At 49.6% G+C, this 15,269-nt stretch carries 13 protein-coding genes; 2 read left to right on the top strand and 11 right to left on the bottom strand.

Features of this window, described 5'->3' with window-relative positions:
* From GFC01_RS14615 to GFC01_RS14585, 7 genes are all read right to left on the bottom strand, one after another.
* The coding region (locus GFC01_RS14615) for a thiolase family protein (RefSeq protein ID WP_279233491.1) at positions 1-508 on the bottom strand (508 nt) is incomplete at its 3' end.
* Between the two features lie 185 nt (positions 509-693).
* On the bottom strand, positions 694-1,992 hold the full coding sequence (locus GFC01_RS14610) for an acetyl-CoA hydrolase/transferase family protein (RefSeq protein ID WP_152947909.1): 1,299 nt from the start codon (positions 1,990-1,992) through the stop codon (positions 694-696).
* 73 nt (positions 1,993-2,065) lie between these two features.
* Entirely contained in the window at positions 2,066-2,278 is a 213-nt protein-coding gene (locus GFC01_RS14605; RefSeq protein WP_341474012.1) for a ferredoxin family protein, read from the bottom strand.
* A 68-nt stretch (positions 2,279-2,346) separates the two neighbouring features.
* Positions 2,347-3,642 carry an FAD-dependent oxidoreductase gene (locus GFC01_RS14600; RefSeq protein WP_152947908.1) on the bottom strand — a complete coding sequence of 432 codons (1,296 nt, stop codon included), beginning with the start codon at positions 3,640-3,642 and terminating at the stop codon, positions 2,347-2,349.
* A gap of 16 nt (positions 3,643-3,658) precedes the next feature.
* The gene (locus tag GFC01_RS14595) at positions 3,659-4,615 is read right to left on the bottom strand and encodes an electron transfer flavoprotein subunit alpha/FixB family protein (RefSeq protein ID WP_152947907.1); all 957 of its coding nucleotides are present in this window, start codon (positions 4,613-4,615) and stop codon (positions 3,659-3,661) included.
* A gap of 14 nt (positions 4,616-4,629) precedes the next feature.
* Positions 4,630-5,397: an electron transfer flavoprotein subunit beta/FixA family protein gene (locus GFC01_RS14590; RefSeq protein WP_152947906.1), complete on the bottom strand. Its 768-nt coding sequence runs from the start codon at positions 5,395-5,397 to the stop codon at positions 4,630-4,632.
* A 21-nt stretch (positions 5,398-5,418) separates the two neighbouring features.
* Positions 5,419-6,573, bottom strand: coding sequence for an acyl-CoA dehydrogenase (locus tag GFC01_RS14585; RefSeq protein ID WP_152947905.1), 1,155 nt, complete (start codon positions 6,571-6,573; stop codon positions 5,419-5,421).
* Positions 6,574-7,398: 825 nt separating this feature from the next.
* On the opposite strand from GFC01_RS14585, the gene GFC01_RS14580 reads away from it, so the two are divergent.
* The gene (locus tag GFC01_RS14580) at positions 7,399-8,757 is read left to right on the top strand and encodes a sigma-54 interaction domain-containing protein (protein ID WP_152947904.1); all 1,359 of its coding nucleotides are present in this window, start codon (positions 7,399-7,401) and stop codon (positions 8,755-8,757) included.
* A gap of 181 nt (positions 8,758-8,938) precedes the next feature.
* Here the strand turns inward: GFC01_RS14580 and GFC01_RS14575 are convergent, their stop codons facing one another.
* The 4 genes from GFC01_RS14575 to GFC01_RS14560 form a co-directional block, all read right to left on the bottom strand.
* Positions 8,939-10,186 (bottom strand): hypothetical protein, encoded by a 1,248-nt coding sequence (locus GFC01_RS14575; RefSeq protein ID WP_243137613.1) that lies wholly within the window; start codon positions 10,184-10,186, stop codon positions 8,939-8,941.
* A 195-nt stretch (positions 10,187-10,381) separates the two neighbouring features.
* Positions 10,382-11,680: an acetyl-CoA hydrolase/transferase family protein gene (locus tag GFC01_RS14570; RefSeq protein ID WP_152947902.1), complete on the bottom strand. Its 1,299-nt coding sequence runs from the start codon at positions 11,678-11,680 to the stop codon at positions 10,382-10,384.
* Positions 11,652-11,969 carry a hypothetical protein gene (locus GFC01_RS14565; protein ID WP_152947901.1) on the bottom strand — a complete coding sequence of 106 codons (318 nt, stop codon included), beginning with the start codon at positions 11,967-11,969 and terminating at the stop codon, positions 11,652-11,654. The genes GFC01_RS14570 and GFC01_RS14565 overlap by 29 nt, the downstream gene beginning before the upstream one ends.
* Before the next feature lie 6 nt (positions 11,970-11,975).
* Positions 11,976-13,433: a 4-hydroxyphenylacetate 3-hydroxylase family protein gene (locus tag GFC01_RS14560; RefSeq protein ID WP_152947900.1), complete on the bottom strand. Its 1,458-nt coding sequence runs from the start codon at positions 13,431-13,433 to the stop codon at positions 11,976-11,978.
* 378 nt (positions 13,434-13,811) lie between these two features.
* On the opposite strand from GFC01_RS14560, the gene GFC01_RS14555 reads away from it, so the two are divergent.
* Complete coding sequence (locus tag GFC01_RS14555) at positions 13,812-15,203, top strand: sigma-54 interaction domain-containing protein (RefSeq protein ID WP_194174970.1); 1,392 nt, start codon at positions 13,812-13,814, stop codon at positions 15,201-15,203.
* Positions 15,204-15,269: the final 66 nt, after the last annotated feature.

The raw sequence follows: 15,269 nt of genomic DNA, 5'->3' as shown, positions 1-15,269 counted from the left end.
CCATGCGGTAGCCCCAGCGGGCCCGGGGCAGGGCGTAGGGTGCCTGGCTCATGTTTTCCATGCCCCCGGCCACCACCACTTCCGCTTCCCCGGCCATGATGGACTGGGCGCCCAGGGCGATGGCTTTCAACCCGGAAGCGCATACCTTGTTTACCGTAAAGGCGCAGGTTTCTTTGGGTATGCCGGCGTATATGGCCGCCTGGCGGGCGGTGTTCTGGCCGTTGCCGCCCTGAAGCACGTGGCCCATGATTACTTCGTCCACCTGTACTTCCAGCAGGTCTTCGTCCCAGTCGTCACCGGCCTTCTCCAGTTCGACCGGAGGAAGGCCTTTTAGAGCATCGGGACCGTAACGCAGCAGTTCTTCTCCCGACCGGGGTTTTAACCCGGCCCTTTTCAGGGCTTCTTTAATCACCAGGCTGCCCAGCCTGACCACCGGGATGTCTTTTAAGGAGCCGCCAAAAACCCCGATGGCCGTGCGAACGCCGCTGATCACCACTACTTCCCGCAAGATAATCGCCTCCTCCAAAGAAATTTAAATTTTTATCCTTAATTTGGTACCGCCAATGACGGCATGAGGGGACTCCTCAGTTTATGGAAGGAACAAATGTTCCTAAGGGTCATTCCTTCCAAAATACTCGTCGGAGATTGGTCACCGGATTAAGTAACGCCGCACTCACCGGAATACTCCCCGTCCTACAGCAAACCTGCCTTTTGGGCATCGTAGGTCAACCGGTCGCGAAAGCGGGGATGAGCTATGGAGATTAACTCCCTTGCACGCTGTTTCACCGTCTTCCCCCGGAGATTGGCAATGCCATATTCGGTAACTACATAATGAACATCGTTACGGGTGGTGGTAACCGCAACACCGGGTTCAAGAGCAACCACAATTCGTGAATACTGGCCTTTTTGGGCAGTTGACGGCATGGCAATTACCGCCTTGCCCCCCTTGGCCCGGGACGCGCCCCGCACATAATCCAGCTGTCCCCCAACACCACTGTACTGCCTGCCCCTGAGCATCTCAGCACAAACCTGCCCCAGCAAATCAATTTGCAGGGCGGAATTAATGGAAACCATTTTGCTGTTCTGACTGATTACAAAAGGATCATTCACGTAATCCACGGGGTACATTTCCACCACCGGATTATCATCCACAAAATCATAGAGCTTTTTGGTACCCATCAGAAAAGTAGCCACCATTTTGCCCTTATGCAAACTTTTGGCCTCACAGGTCACTATCCCTTCTTCGTAGAGCTCAACCACGCCATCGGAAAACATCTCCGTATGAATGCCCAGGTCACGCTTATCTTTTAAGAAGCGGATAATGGCGTCCGGGATGGCGCCAATTCCCAGCTGAAGGGTCGCCCTGTCCTCCACCAGTTCCGCCACATAGCGGCCGATCTGCTCTTCCACTTCCGTTATGTGCGGCCTGGGCAACTCGATGAGCGGCTCATCAAATTCCACAATATAATGGAACCGGGAGACATGCATGAAGGAATCGCCCATGGTACGGGGCATATTTCTGTTCACCTGGGCAATCACTTTCCTGGCACACTCGGCTGCCGCCCTGGTGCAGTCCACCGAAATGCCCAGACTGCAGTACCCGAAATTATCCGGAGGTGAAACCTGGATCATAGCCACATCCACCGGAAGATACCCTTCTTTAAAGAGACGTGGCACTTCGGAAAAAAGACAGGGGGTGTAATCCGCGCGCCCTTCATTCACGGCACAGCGGGTGGCTGGACCGACAAATAGGGAGTTGTGACGAATGTGCCCGGCCATTTCAGGCAGACAATAACACCCCTCCTCTATGGAAACCAGATGTAGCACTTCCACATCCTTCAGTTTATGAGCCCTATCCGCCAGGGCCCTGGTCAAAGCCCGGGGCAGACCACAGGCCAGGCCCAGAACCACCCTGTCTCCGGACTCTATAGTCTTCACGGCTTCCCCGGCAGAGGTCAGTTTGCTGTGATATTGCTCCAGCCACTTGTTCAAAATCTTTCACCTTCCCGGAAGAGACCTGTACAAAAAGCCAGCCATTCACGGCCATGGAGCCGCCATTGGCATTTTAGCCGTATCGGTAATTTATCCCAAACCCGCCCCGCGGATATTGCCAGTTTATGGCCCCAGCCTGGGGACAGATTACCCGGCAGGTCCCGCATTCCAGACAACCGGCATAATCAAAGCTTATTTTTCCATCCTTTAAAGTATACAGACCGGCGGGGCAGGCCACGGTGCAGGGCTTGCCGGCACAGACAGCACAGATCTCCTTGTTTAACACAATATGAGCTGCTTCCTCGTCAACAATAAATTTATTTATTCCCAGTAACTGCTCAATGCTTAACCGTTTCAGAGGGATCGCCCTCCTTTCCAGGCATCACCGGCCAGTTGCAGCCAGCCAACCTGGTTTTGCTTGAGTTGATGCAAAACTATATGCAATAGGTGCACCGGCATCGTACCATTCACACTGAAAACCCTGCTGAACAAACCCGTGGCCAGTTGCGGATAGATTGTGTAAAGACGCTTGTTTTTTAAAAAGGCCGGTGCTTTACGGTAAGCCTCCAGATCTTTGAAAACAAAGTCACGTTTTAAATACTCCTGATAGACGGCCAGAGATTGCCTGGAAAAATCGTTTTTGGCCCTGGCTTCCTTCACTGCCCGGGCGGCAGCCTCCCCCGAGGCGATGGCCAGGTCCATTCCCCGGACCTGGTAGCCCAGGTTAAGAACAAAGCCGGCTGCATCCCCCACAACAACAATGCCATCGCCGTAAAGTCCGGGCACCATTTCCAACCCCGCTTCCGGCACCAGGTGGGCGGAATACTCCACCACTTCTCCCCCTTCAATCAGAGGGGCGATATGGGGATGAGCCTTGAAATCTTCCATCAGGTCCACCGGCCGGTAGGGGTTTTGCTGCAGTTCCGACGCGCTCACCACCAGACCCAGGGAGATGCTGTTTTTGTTCGTGTAAAGGAAGCCGCCTCCCTGCATCCCACAGGTGCAGCTGCCCACAAAAAGCTGGGCCGTTCCACCGTTGTCCGCCACCTGGAAACGCTGGCTGATTACTTCTGCCGGCAGCTCAATGACCTCTTTCACCCCGGTGGCCACCTGATGAGGCTCCAGTTCCTTCCGCAAACCGGCCTTCTGAGCCATCAGGGAATTGACGCCATCGGCCGCAATGACCACATCCGCCAGCAGTTCATCTTCTCCCGCCCGGACACCCACCACCCGTCCCTTCTCCATGACCAGGTCGTCCACCCGGATACCGCAGGCCAGTTCCGCCCCGGCCTCTTCGGCTTTTGAGGCCAGCCAGGCATCAAACTCCGCCCGCAGCAAGGTAAAGGAGTGATAGGGGGACCGATTCCAGCTCTCATCCTGGCACACAAAGGAAAGGCTCCGGTCTTCCGTCAGAAAAGTAATAACTTCCCGCACCACCGGCCTTTGAACCGGCGCTTCTTCCCAAAAGTTGGGAATAATTCGGTTCAAGGCGTGGCTGTACATGCGTCCGCCAAACATGTTTTTACCGCCCGGCGTATCTCCTTTTTCAATCAGAAGCACATCCAGGCCTTCCCTGGCCAGCAAATAGGCGGCTGTGCTCCCCGCCGGACCGGCACCGATTACAATGGCTGTAAATTTATCTTCACCCATGGTCCCACCACGTTATTTAATTTTTTAGCTCCTTGCGCAGTTCGGCAATCAGTTTGGGCACAACCTCATACAAATCCCCCACAATACCGTAATCGGCGGCCTCAAAAATGGGGGCGTTTTCGTCCCGGTTTACGGCACAAATAACTTTGGCATCGCGAATACCGCTGATATGCTGGATCTGCCCGGAAACTCCCAGGCCGATATACAGATCCGGTTTTACCTTTTGTCCCGAAATGCCCAGGTAACGGTCCTCCGGCAGCCAGTGCAGCTCTTCGGCCACCGGCCTGGTACAGCCAACCTCACCGCCGATGACTGCAGCCAGATCCCGGGCCAAACCGATATCCTCCTGTTTTTCCACACCGCGACCGACGGCCACGATCACTTTGGCTTCGGTGATATCAACAGTCTCCCTGGCCCGGGGCCTTCTCTCCACCACCTTTACCGCCCCGGGGCCCGGGGCGGGCAACTCGTGTATTCCCCCCGTCCTGTTTGCCTGCGCCGGTGCCGGTTCAAAGGTACGCGGCGGTATGGTGGCCATCCGGGGGCGGGTCAAACAAACCGTGGTTTGAACTGCCGCGCCGCCAAACATCATCCGTTCCATGATCAGTCTTTTGTTTTCATCCAGGCGCAGGGACGTGCATCCGCTACACAAACCGGTTTCCAACCGGGCCGCTATCCGGGCGGCCATATCCCTGCCCCGCGGGGTGGCGCTGAGCAAAAAGATATCCGGTTCCTTCTGGCGGGCCGCCCCGGCGATAACGGGCACATAGTCTTCCAGCGGCTGGTCCCCGGCCAGGGACTGCAGGAGAAAAACCTCGTCGGCACCGTGAGCAATATATTTTTCCGCCTGCGCCCTATCCTGCAAAGCAAAGGCGGTAAGGGTTGTCTTCAGTTCATCGGCCAGGCGCCGGCCGGCATTCAATAACTCCAGCACCTGCTCACTTTTTTCAGCAAACACCCAAACTCCGGCCATTGAAAACACTCCCTTTAAGCAATAACTCCTTCTTTTATTAGAGCCTCGACAAAGCGGTGGATATCCGCATCGCTCGCTTCAAATTTCTCTCTACGCCGTTCCATGGTAGCCGCTTCAACACTCAGGGTTTTCAGCCGGACCTCATATTCCTGCCCCAAGTCGTCCAAGCCCAGCTTAACCACCGGTTTTTTGCCCGCTGCCAGCACCTGCTTCAAACCGGGCAACCGGGGAGTATTGATGTCGGGAAGCACGGTCACCAGCGCCGGCGGATTGATGGTCAGCACTTCAATGCCGTCATCCAGCTTGCGTTCTACGATAAACCGGTTGCTTTCAAAAGTTAATTTATTAACGTAGGTGGCGCAGGGGATATTCAACAACTCGGCCAGGCGCGGCCCCACCTGCTGGGCGTAAAGATCACTGGAACCTTCGGCGCAGATGATCAGATCGAATGCCAGGCGATCTTTGATCACTGCCGCCAACACGGCGGCAGTTTGGGACGGTTCCAGGTCGGTAAAGGCGGAATCGCTGATAAAATAAGCCTTTTCCGGCCCCCGGGACAGGGCATCCTTTAAACCCGCTTTGGCCGTCGGGGGGCCCACGGTTATGGCGGTAACACTGCCGCCGTGTTTTTCCTGCAAACGCACCGCTTCTTCAATGGCGTTGCGATCATAATCGCTGATTTTATAACTCACCCGATCCAGTATCAGTTCTTTAGAACCGGCTGCCACCCTGATATCTCCTTCGTCCACCACCCATTTGTAACACACCAAAATTTCCGGCATTTGACGACTCCCCTTTGCTTTTTAGCAACTAGCCTTTTCCTTAAGCACATTGGCAGAAATAACCATACGCTGTACTTCCGAGGTCCCTTCATAGATCTCCGTTATTTTGGCATCACGCATCAATCGTTCAACCTTGTACCCTTTAATGTAACCATAGCCCCCGTGTATTTGAACGGCTTTCACCGTATGGCGCATGGCCGTTTCCGCCGCAAACAGTTTGGCCATGGCCGCCTCCCTGGTATAGGACAACCCCTGGTCCTTGCACCAGGCGGCGTGGTAAACCAAAAACCGGGCCGCTTCTACGTCGGTGGCCATATCGGCTATCATCCACTGAATGGCCTGGTTGGCACAGATGGGCTTGCCAAACTGCACCCTTTCCCTGGAATATCTTACTGACTCGTCCAGGGCAGCCTGGGCAATCCCCAGGGCCTGGGCCGCCACACCTATACGGCCACCGTCCAGGGTTTGCATGGCAATTTTAAAGCCCTTCCCTTCCTGCCCCAGCAGGTTTTCTTTGGGAACGCGGCAATTGCGCAGGGTTATTTCCGATGTCTGGGAGGCCCGGATACCCATCTTATTTTCATGTGTGCCCACTTTCAATCCGGACGTTTCCCTGGGCACGATAAAGGCACTCATACCCCGGTGGCCTTTGGACTTATCGGTCATGGCAAAAACAATGTAAATATCCGCCACCGGACCGTTAGTAATAAAAATCTTGTTGCCGTTCAAAACATATTCGTCCCCGTCCAGCACCGCAGTGGTGGTAGCGGCAGCCGCATCGGTGCCGGCTCCCGGTTCGGTCAGGCAAAAGGCCCCCAGTTTCTCCCCTTTGCAAAGGGGCACCAGAAACTTTCTCTTTTGTTCTTCGCTCCCATGCTGATAAATGGGCGCACAGGCCAGGGAGGTATGGGCCGAAAGGATGATTCCCGTAGAGGCACAGGAACGGGAAATCTCCTCCACCGCGATTACATAGCTAAGATAATCGGCCCCGGCTCCCCCGTATTCCTCGGGATAGGGAATGCCCAACCAGTCCAGCCGGGCCATTTGCTGAATAATCTCCGCCGGGTAACGCCCGGTTTCGTCAAGGTCTGCGGCAATGGGTTCCAGTTGTGTCTGGGCAAATTCCCTTACCGTTGAACGCAACAACTCCTGTTCTTCCGTCAAGCGAAAATCCATAATCATACCCCCCCTTTTCCTTTTCCGTAGATGCAAGGTTACAGGACTATGCCATCCGAACACCGGCCCGCCCGGCGATAACCGTTTAACCACTGTTATCCACCTTGCAACTTTGCACTTACTAAGGAGCAATGTTCATGCCAGGAAACGTGATCGTTCCAATGGTTGATATTATAGGAACAGCGGTTGCCGTTGCCTGTAGCGATGTGCAGGATTAAACTAAAATGACAGAGGAAAAATGGGCCGGATTTCAGTTTAACCCGAGAAAAGATAACTACTGGGGAAATAATGCATTTAAGAACAAAGAGTTGTGCAAAATTGCACAACCCGGGCGAAGATCTTTCATAATTTTCAATTACAGAACAATTGTCACTGTTTATATCTACGCGTTACTTAATCGATTTTTTTAACTATTCAGCAAAACCGGTACAGGCGCGGCGTTGTCCCGCTTAATCCTATGCTCAATAATTTCGTTCACTCTGAACAACGCCGTACCTTTATATTAACCACCGGTTTCAATGAAAACTTACCGATTTTTTAACTTGTATCTTAACAGAATAACGATCCAGGGTCTTGCGTAATAATTTAGAACTTTATCTATATTTTTTCCTCCTTTTTGAAGGGATCCTCTCTGAATTATTCCCATTTCTAAACAGCAGGAAAAACCCTTTGTCACTTGCTTTTTCCGCTACATAAGTTTAAAATATAATTGTACATTTTTTCACTTACTAATATTTATAGCCCCCTCCCGCCAATTAACCACTTTATTATAGTGACATTCACCGGATTCTTTCATGGTTTAATCTAAAGGAGGAATGACCGGTTATGATTGAACCATGGATTAAGGGTTTAACCGAAGACGTGGCGAATATGGGTATTTATTTAACTAACGGCGATGGCTACACCCTCGGAATCAACCATCAATATCAAAAGTTAACGGGAATCAAGGAAGAAGAAGTTAAGGGTCGTCACATGCAGGAACTGGTGAACGGTGGATTTTTTGATCAGTCAGCTTCCCTGCTGGTTCTCAAATACAGAACGGGGATAATCATTGAACAAAATATAATCCGCTCAAACACAAAGGTAATCGCCTCCGGGAATCCCATCTTTGATGGCGGCGGTAAAATTGCCATGATCATTACCACCGTTTCCGCACCGCCGGAGGATGCGAATGAAATTGATTATGGGGAATCAGAGGAAAAGCCGCCAGTTGGCGCAAACCTTCAGGGGTTGGTGGCCGCAAGCGAGATCATGCAGCAGGTATTGGCACGGGCAGTAAGGGCTGCCGTCATGGATTCCACGGTACTGCTCCTGGGCGAATCGGGGGTGGGCAAAGAAATACTGGCCAGATTAATCCATTTACAAAGCCCCCGCCGGCAGAAACCCTTTATCAAAGTGAATATGGCTTCAATCCCCCAGGAACTATTTGAATCGGAATTATTCGGATACCATTCCGGCGCCTTTACAGGGGCGTTGAGGAGCGGCAAAACCGGTCTGGTTCAGGCCGCCAATGGCGGAACACTTTTTCTGGATGAAATCGGGGAACTCCCGCCCGGCGCCCAGGCCAAATTGCTTCGCCTGTTGCAGGAGAAGGAGGTTTTACCCCTGGGCAGCATAAATACTGAAGAAGTGGATGTGCGTTTTATCGCCGCCACCAACCGCGATCTGTCCCAGTTAGTCCAGGAAGGAAAATTCCGGGAAGATCTTTTCTATCGCTTAAACGTAATGCCCATTTATATTCCCCCGCTACGGGAACGACCGGAGGACATCTGCGCCCTGACCCATCAATTTCTAAAGCACTTCGGTGAGCGCTATAGAATAACGAAGCACCTTACCCCTGCCGCCCTTGAAGTCCTGGTTTCCTATCACTGGCCCGGCAATATTCGGGAATTAGAAAATTTAATTGAACGGCTTATCGTCCTTTACCCGCAGCGGGAAATAACCGGTAAACATGTCCTTGACGAATTATTTTTCAAGCTGCCCAATAGCAACGATACCAGCAACAACAATAACGATACAATTGAAAAGACATTTAACCTGACCCGGGCCGTTGGCAGTTTTGAACAAACCCTTATTGAGCAGATAATCAGGCAGCAGGGCAATAACCTGGAAAAGGCCGCACATATTTTAGGAATTCACCGGACAACCCTGCTGCGAAAATTGCGCAAGTACAATCTGAAATGATTCATATTATTGGAAATGTGACATATAAATCATGGACTGCGGTTGTTATCAAACCAAATTAAATTTTCCGTCAACACTTAACATATGAAAGGGCCTCTGCAGATCAAATATTCTCCCCCATTCAATTTGTTTGAAGGCAATGGCGGGTAAACCATCGCTGATCCACCCGCCAGGGCAAAAATTAATCACAGTAGATATTATGTGGAGGAACCTGTTCACTGGCCTTTACAGGCTGCTCAGCAAAGAAGTTTCTTCCGTAGATTAACAGGCACATAATAATCCCCACACCAAATGCCCACGCCGCACCTTTTACCGCCAGAACCCCGGCAACTATTCCTGCAATGCCAAGATCATTATAACTGCGTGCCTTTAATACCCCAATTCTTACGGCCACAAATCCCTGTATAAGCAAAGTCAAGCTCAGCGCCGTATTGAGTATGGGTTTTACAAAGGTTACAATGGGAGATAGCCAGTAGCCGGTAAATGTACCCAGACGGAAGCTGGCGACACCCCCAATCAAACTATCCATGGCTTCGCGTCCATGTTTATAGCGGTCTGTTTCCACAACCTGCATGGCTGCCCACATTGGACCACACATGGAGATATCCGGACCAAAGGTAGACATAATCATATTTCTTAAACCAACTATAATGTTATTGCGGTTGGGGTTAAAGTCGACCTTCTCATCCGGCCGAAAATGGGAACTTTCCTCAATTAAGGCCTGTGCCTGGATCAGTTCGCCGAACAGGACTATATATACGGCCACCACAAGGGGTATTGCCGACAGAAACATTCCAACGGAAGGCCAGCCGATGCGCGGCGACCAGGGTGTCCATTGGGTGAACAGTTCCACCACATGAGGAACGGTAAAACCCCATTGCAAATGAGGAAAGGGGATGGCTGACGGTTCAAACAACGGACCGATAATCGTAGCAACCAGTATTGATGGCATTATCCCCAGATCGGAAATCACCGTCAATATCTTGTGCCTGTGCCTGATGGATTTGTACATATTGGAAAAAAGCAGGAAAACAGCCAGACCCAAGCAAATGGAAATGGTGATGGGGCTCTTCCAAAAACGCCCGTCGTCCGGTCTAAAGATCATGGTTACGGCCGCAATCCCCGCACCAATTAATACGCCTGCCTTTATGGCATTTGGTATGGCATCGACGAAACGCTTGGCCATTCCGGTAACGCCGAGGACAAAGGCAAAGATTCCCAGGGTCAATTCAAAGGAGATCAACGCATGCATCCGGGGCACACCTTCGGGGAAAGCTTTAACGTAAGCCACCAGCAACGGAATGGCCGGTGTAATCCATCCCGGCACCACCGGGTCCCCTAAATGGGCGTGCCAGCAGTAAAGGAAGCCGTTCAAAATAACAATGGTTATGGCCACTTCAAAGGGCATGCCCAGTACTTCCTGGAGCAACGGGATAATCCCCAAACATACGGCGCACATTACTAAACCCTGCGCATAATCCGCCCATTCAAACCGGTAATGGATAAACGGGAAGCGGATTTTAAAGGGACCCGCCGGTATAAATGGCTGCTCCTGCCCATGTTCTCTTTGCAGCAAGGACATATAATTCCCCCATTTCATTATTTAAATTGCCGGGCATGTGGCTTATACCAGATTTCTGGACTTTGCTTCAAACAATAGTTTTTCACGAAAATCGGGGTGGGCAATGGAGATTAATTCCTTTGCCCGCTGTCTTAATGTTTTCCCTCTTAAATCGGCTATACCATATTCCGTTACCACATAATGCACCTCATTGCGGGATGTGGTTACCGCAGCGCCCTTATCCAGTTCGGCCACAATCCGTGAGAATTTCCCCTTCCCGGCCGTTGATGGCAAGGCAATGATTGACTTTCCTCCATCAGAGCGGGCCGCCCCGCGAACAAAATCAACCTGTCCCCCCACCCCGCTATATTGCTTCGTACCCAGGGTATCGGCGCAGACCTGACCAAGCAGGTCAACCTGCAGTGCCGAGTTTATGGCAGTCATCTTTTTATTTTGACTAATTATATAAGGATCGTTCACATAATCTACAGGAAACATTTCAACAATGGGATTATCATTCACAAAGTCGTATAGTTTTTTCGTCCCCATTAAAAATGTAGCAACCATTTTTCCCCTATGAATGGTTTTTGCCTGGCAGGTTATAACTCCATCTTCATATAATTCAACGACACCGTCAGAAAACATTTCGGTATGAATGCCCAAATCCTTTTTACCCTTGAGAAAAAGCATCACAGCATCGGGGATGGCGCCAATGCCCAGTTGAAGGGTCGCTTCGTCTTCAACCAGTTGCACCACGTACTCCCCTATTCTTGCCTCCACCTCCGTAATTTTGGCTTTAGGCAGCTCAATTAATGGTTCATCATATTCCACAATAGAGTCAAACTGGGAAACATGCATAAAGGAATCCCCCATGGTACGGGGCATGTTCTTATTGACCTGTGCAATAACAACCCCGGCGCATTCGGCTGCCGGTTTTGTATAATCCACCGATATGCCCAAACTACAGAACCCAAACCTATCTGGCGGCGATACCTGAACAATAGCCACGTCTACGGGCAAGTACCCTTTTTTAAAGAGCCGTGGTATTTCAGAGAAAAAGCAAGGGGTATAATCAGCCCTACCTTCGTTTACTGCCTGACGGGTTGTTGCTCCAACAAACAGGGAATTATGGCGAAAGTGTCCGGCCATCTCTGGAAGACAGTACTCCGCCTTACCCATGGCCACCATATGCACTATTTCCACATTTTGCAGCTCATTTGCCCTGGCTACCATTGCTTTAGAGAGTACCTGTGCCTCACCACAGGCATGGGCAATTACAACCCTGTCTCCCGACTTAATGGCCTTAACAGCCTCTTCCGGTGTTCTCAGCCTATCATGATAAATTTTCTGCCAGTTTTGCAATTTCCTTCACCCTCGCTAATAAACATTCTTTCATTCCATCACCGTTTACCATCTGAAAATCAATTGTATGACCGGCTACAATAACCATCTTTCCCTTCCATTCATTCTCATATTTTTTTATCAGGCAACCCCTCGTGCAACCGTTCATTAAGATCAACACATCGACCTTAAATTTCATTTTGACAATCGAATAGATGGGTTGACCCATCTCCCGTTCGAGATACTTTACCAGTTCTTCCCGGTTAATAACGGGATTACAACCGCCGCAGTAAGCTACCGCCAGCAACAATCCCCTTTAATCCTCCTTTTCGATGCCAGCGATAACCCGGGCCAGTTTACGCTTGTGATCCAGGTTCGCCTGACGGGAAATCATGATCCGTTGTGCTTGGGGAGAACCGGCGCCATGCATGGATTCCGTCCGGTAGCCTACCGCTGCACAACCCAGGGTAAGATTTTCAATTAACCGCAGCATACGCATACGATGTTCCGTTGGCACGGAAGCTACGCCTTTTAAGTATTTTTCAATGTAAGGGCCAATTTCCGGATGTCTGAAGTCCTTTTCCGAAGGCATGGTCACCATAAGACCACCCGCAATGTCTTCGGCCAACCTGGCAATCTCATAGGGAAAACGGGTTACATTTTGTTTGCACACGTTTGCCAGCAGTAGGTCAATCAAATAGGTCCCCGATGCGGTACGGTGCCCTTGAGATGAGCAGGCAATGCCACAACAGTAAAGGGTTTCATTAAGATGAATCATTTCGATAATTTTGTCTTTAATATGGGATGCTTTGGCTACCCCATTATAGCGGGCAATTTCGGCCGCGGCGCCGATCAACACATCACCCACACCTACTTTGCATCCACCATAACTCTGGCGGTGATAGCCGGCGAAACGCTCCACCAGCATTCCGGAAAATTCGTATTCCCGACACATGAAAACCCTTTCCCAGGGTACAAAAACATCTTCAAAAATAATGAGAGCTTCCTGTCCGCCATAACGGGCATTGCCGACATCAATCTGCGAGCCTTCCAGTTTTCTTGTGTCACAGGACTGTCTGCCATAAATGTAAAAGATACCCGGCGCGTCACTGGGAAGGGCAAATGAGACCGCGTAATCCTTATCTTCCTCGGTCATAGTAATGGTAGGCATAATGCATATTTCCTGGGAATTTATGGCTCCGGTCTGATGGGCTTTTGCCCCCCGGACAATAATACCATCGGCGTTTTGCTTTACCACATGCACATACATATCGGGATCCGGTTGCTGGCTGGGGCGGAGAGAGCGATCGCCTTTGGGATCGGTCATGGCTCCATCCACAACCAGATCGTTTTCCTGCACATACCTCACATAACGCCGGAAACGTTCGTGATAGTTTGTGCCTTTTTTCTGATCTATTTCAAATGTAACACTGTCAATGGCATTGATGGCATCCATACCCACGCAACGCTGGAAACAGCAAGCGGTTTTTTGACCCATCAAACGCAGCATCTGCACTTTGCGCACCAAATCGTCGGTACTTTGATGCAGGTGGGTGAAGCGGTTAATCACTTCTCCCGTTAGACTGGATTTTGTTGTCATTAAATCACTGTAACGCTCATCCCCGGCAAGTTCGTGAATTTTGGCCACCGAGTTTATTGAGGGCCTGATAATCGGATTATCAACATAATTTTCCACCTTCTCCCCGAACATCCAGATTTTCATGTCCAGCTTGCGCAAACTTTCCACATACTCTTCAGCAGTTTTCAATGCCATGTTGCAACCCCCTCAGGAGAATTTTCTATCATGGAAAGAGCAATAACCGTGCCAATGATTTGATTTTCCTAGTCTCGTCATAATGGGGTTTTGCCCTTTTTATCAACTGTACTCTAAGTGCAAAAACACACTCGACAAGGATTAAAGGTTCTGAAAAACCAGAAATAAAGGTAATTGTGCAACATTACAGCACATGTGCAAATTTGCACGATATTTACCATTATATGTCATTATTGAAATAACATTTCTTTTGCTTGATCTGCTTCTATAGCTGGTATAGAATAAGTTTAAACGGCAGATATTTAGTGCCTTTTTTCACGAGACCTAATATTGGCATGAAACCAATAATTGTTTAAGTTTGGGAGGGGGATGAGTAGGATGAATAATTTACTGGCAAAAATCCCCTTGAATAATGGCTTGGTTTTAAATCAGAATATTGATACATCTTATTCTCAATGCTCAGGTATTTATTTAACTGACGGTAATGCCATTACTATGGGTATTGACAAACACTATCAGGAACTGACCAATATACTGGAAGAAGAAGTTAAGGGGCGCCATATGAAGGAATTGGAAGATGATGGTTATTTTGACAGATCGGTTTCATTGCTTGTGCTGAAATATAAAACAAGGGTAACAATTGAACAAAAAGTTTTGCGATCCGGAAAAAAAATAATTGTTACCGGAAACCCAATCTTTGATAAAGATGGTAATATAGTAATGATTGCCACTACTGTCTTCCCTCTGGGTTATACTGCCCAACCTTCTCAAAGAATAAATTCAATTAATAATGCTATTCCGGAGTTGCACGGAATGGTTGCCGCAAGTCAGGCCATGCAGCAGGTACTGGTCAGGGCCATTCGGGCCGCCGCACTGGATTCCACAGTTTTAATTATGGGTGAATCCGGGGTGGGTAAAGAAGTAGTGGCTAAAATAATCCACCTGAACAGCAACCGCCGGACAAGCTCTTTTATAAAAGTGAATATAGCCTCCATCCCCGAAGAACTGTTTGAATCGGAGCTGTTTGGTTACCGGTGCGGAGCATTTACAGGGGCATCGAAGGAAGGTAAAAGGGGACTGGTTCAGGCTGCCGATGGAGGAACCCTCTTTCTAGATGAAATTGGGGAAGTTCCCCTGGGAAGTCAGGCAAAATTACTCCGGTTACTTCAGGAAAAGGAGGTACTCCCCCTGGGCAGCGTAATTACCGAACAGGTGGACGTGCGTTTTATAGCCGCAACCAACCGCAATTTGCCTGAAATGGTTAAAGAGGAAAAATTCAGAGAAGATCTTTTCTACCGCTTGAATGTAATGCCAATTTATATTCCTCCTTTGCGTGAACGCCCGGAAGATATCTGTGCCCTGCTTCAACATTTCTTAACCTATTACTGTCAGCGATACAGAGTACAAAAACAGCTAACTCCCGGTGCTCTGGAAACTCTAATGGGTTACGAATGGCCAGGCAATATCAGGGAACTGCAAAATCTCATTGAACGCCTGGTTGTTCTTTATCCAGACCAGGAAATAACCAGTGAACATATATTTGATGAACTATCTCTAAAAGGTCCCTACAATTTCCTTAATAACGGATCTAAGAGATCGGTGGCCATGCAAAACCTGGACCTTACAAATATCGTCGCTGATTTTGAAAAAGATATTTTGCTAAAAACATTGAAACAATACGGGAATAACATGGAAAAGGCAGCCCAGGCCCTGGGAATACACAGAACCACCCTTATGAGAAAACTCCGGAAATATAGATTAAAGAGTTAAGCCCCTTGTCTGAAACGCGTCAGATGAAGCGCAGTTCCTTACCGTATTTGAAACATGAATAGAAGT

It is taken from the genome of Desulfofundulus thermobenzoicus, assembly GCF_009428905.1.
GTDB lineage: Bacteria > Bacillota > Desulfotomaculia > Desulfotomaculales > Desulfovirgulaceae > Desulfofundulus_A > Desulfofundulus_A thermobenzoicus.
Note: the sequence above shows the minus strand (reverse complement) of the source record. Positions and strands in the feature narration are given on the sequence as shown.

Bases quoted from the DNA above. Each gene is read 5' to 3' on its own strand.
- GFC01_RS14600 (WP_152947908.1), bottom strand. From the start codon at position 3,642: ATGGGTGAAGATAAATTTACAGCCATTGTAATCGGTGCCGGTCCGGCG.
- GFC01_RS14595 (WP_152947907.1), bottom strand. From the start codon at position 4,615: ATGGCCGGAGTTTGGGTGTTTGCTGAAAAAAGTGAGCAGGTGCTGGAG.
- GFC01_RS14590 (WP_152947906.1), bottom strand. From the start codon at position 5,397: ATGCCGGAAATTTTGGTGTGTTACAAATGGGTGGTGGACGAAGGAGAT.
- GFC01_RS14585 (WP_152947905.1), bottom strand. From the start codon at position 6,573: ATGGATTTTCGCTTGACGGAAGAACAGGAGTTGTTGCGTTCAACGGTA.
- GFC01_RS14580 (WP_152947904.1), top strand. From the start codon at position 7,399: ATGATTGAACCATGGATTAAGGGTTTAACCGAAGACGTGGCGAATATG.
- GFC01_RS14560 (WP_152947900.1), bottom strand. From the start codon at position 13,433: ATGGCATTGAAAACTGCTGAAGAGTATGTGGAAAGTTTGCGCAAGCTG.
- GFC01_RS14555 (WP_194174970.1), top strand. From the start codon at position 13,812: ATGAATAATTTACTGGCAAAAATCCCCTTGAATAATGGCTTGGTTTTA.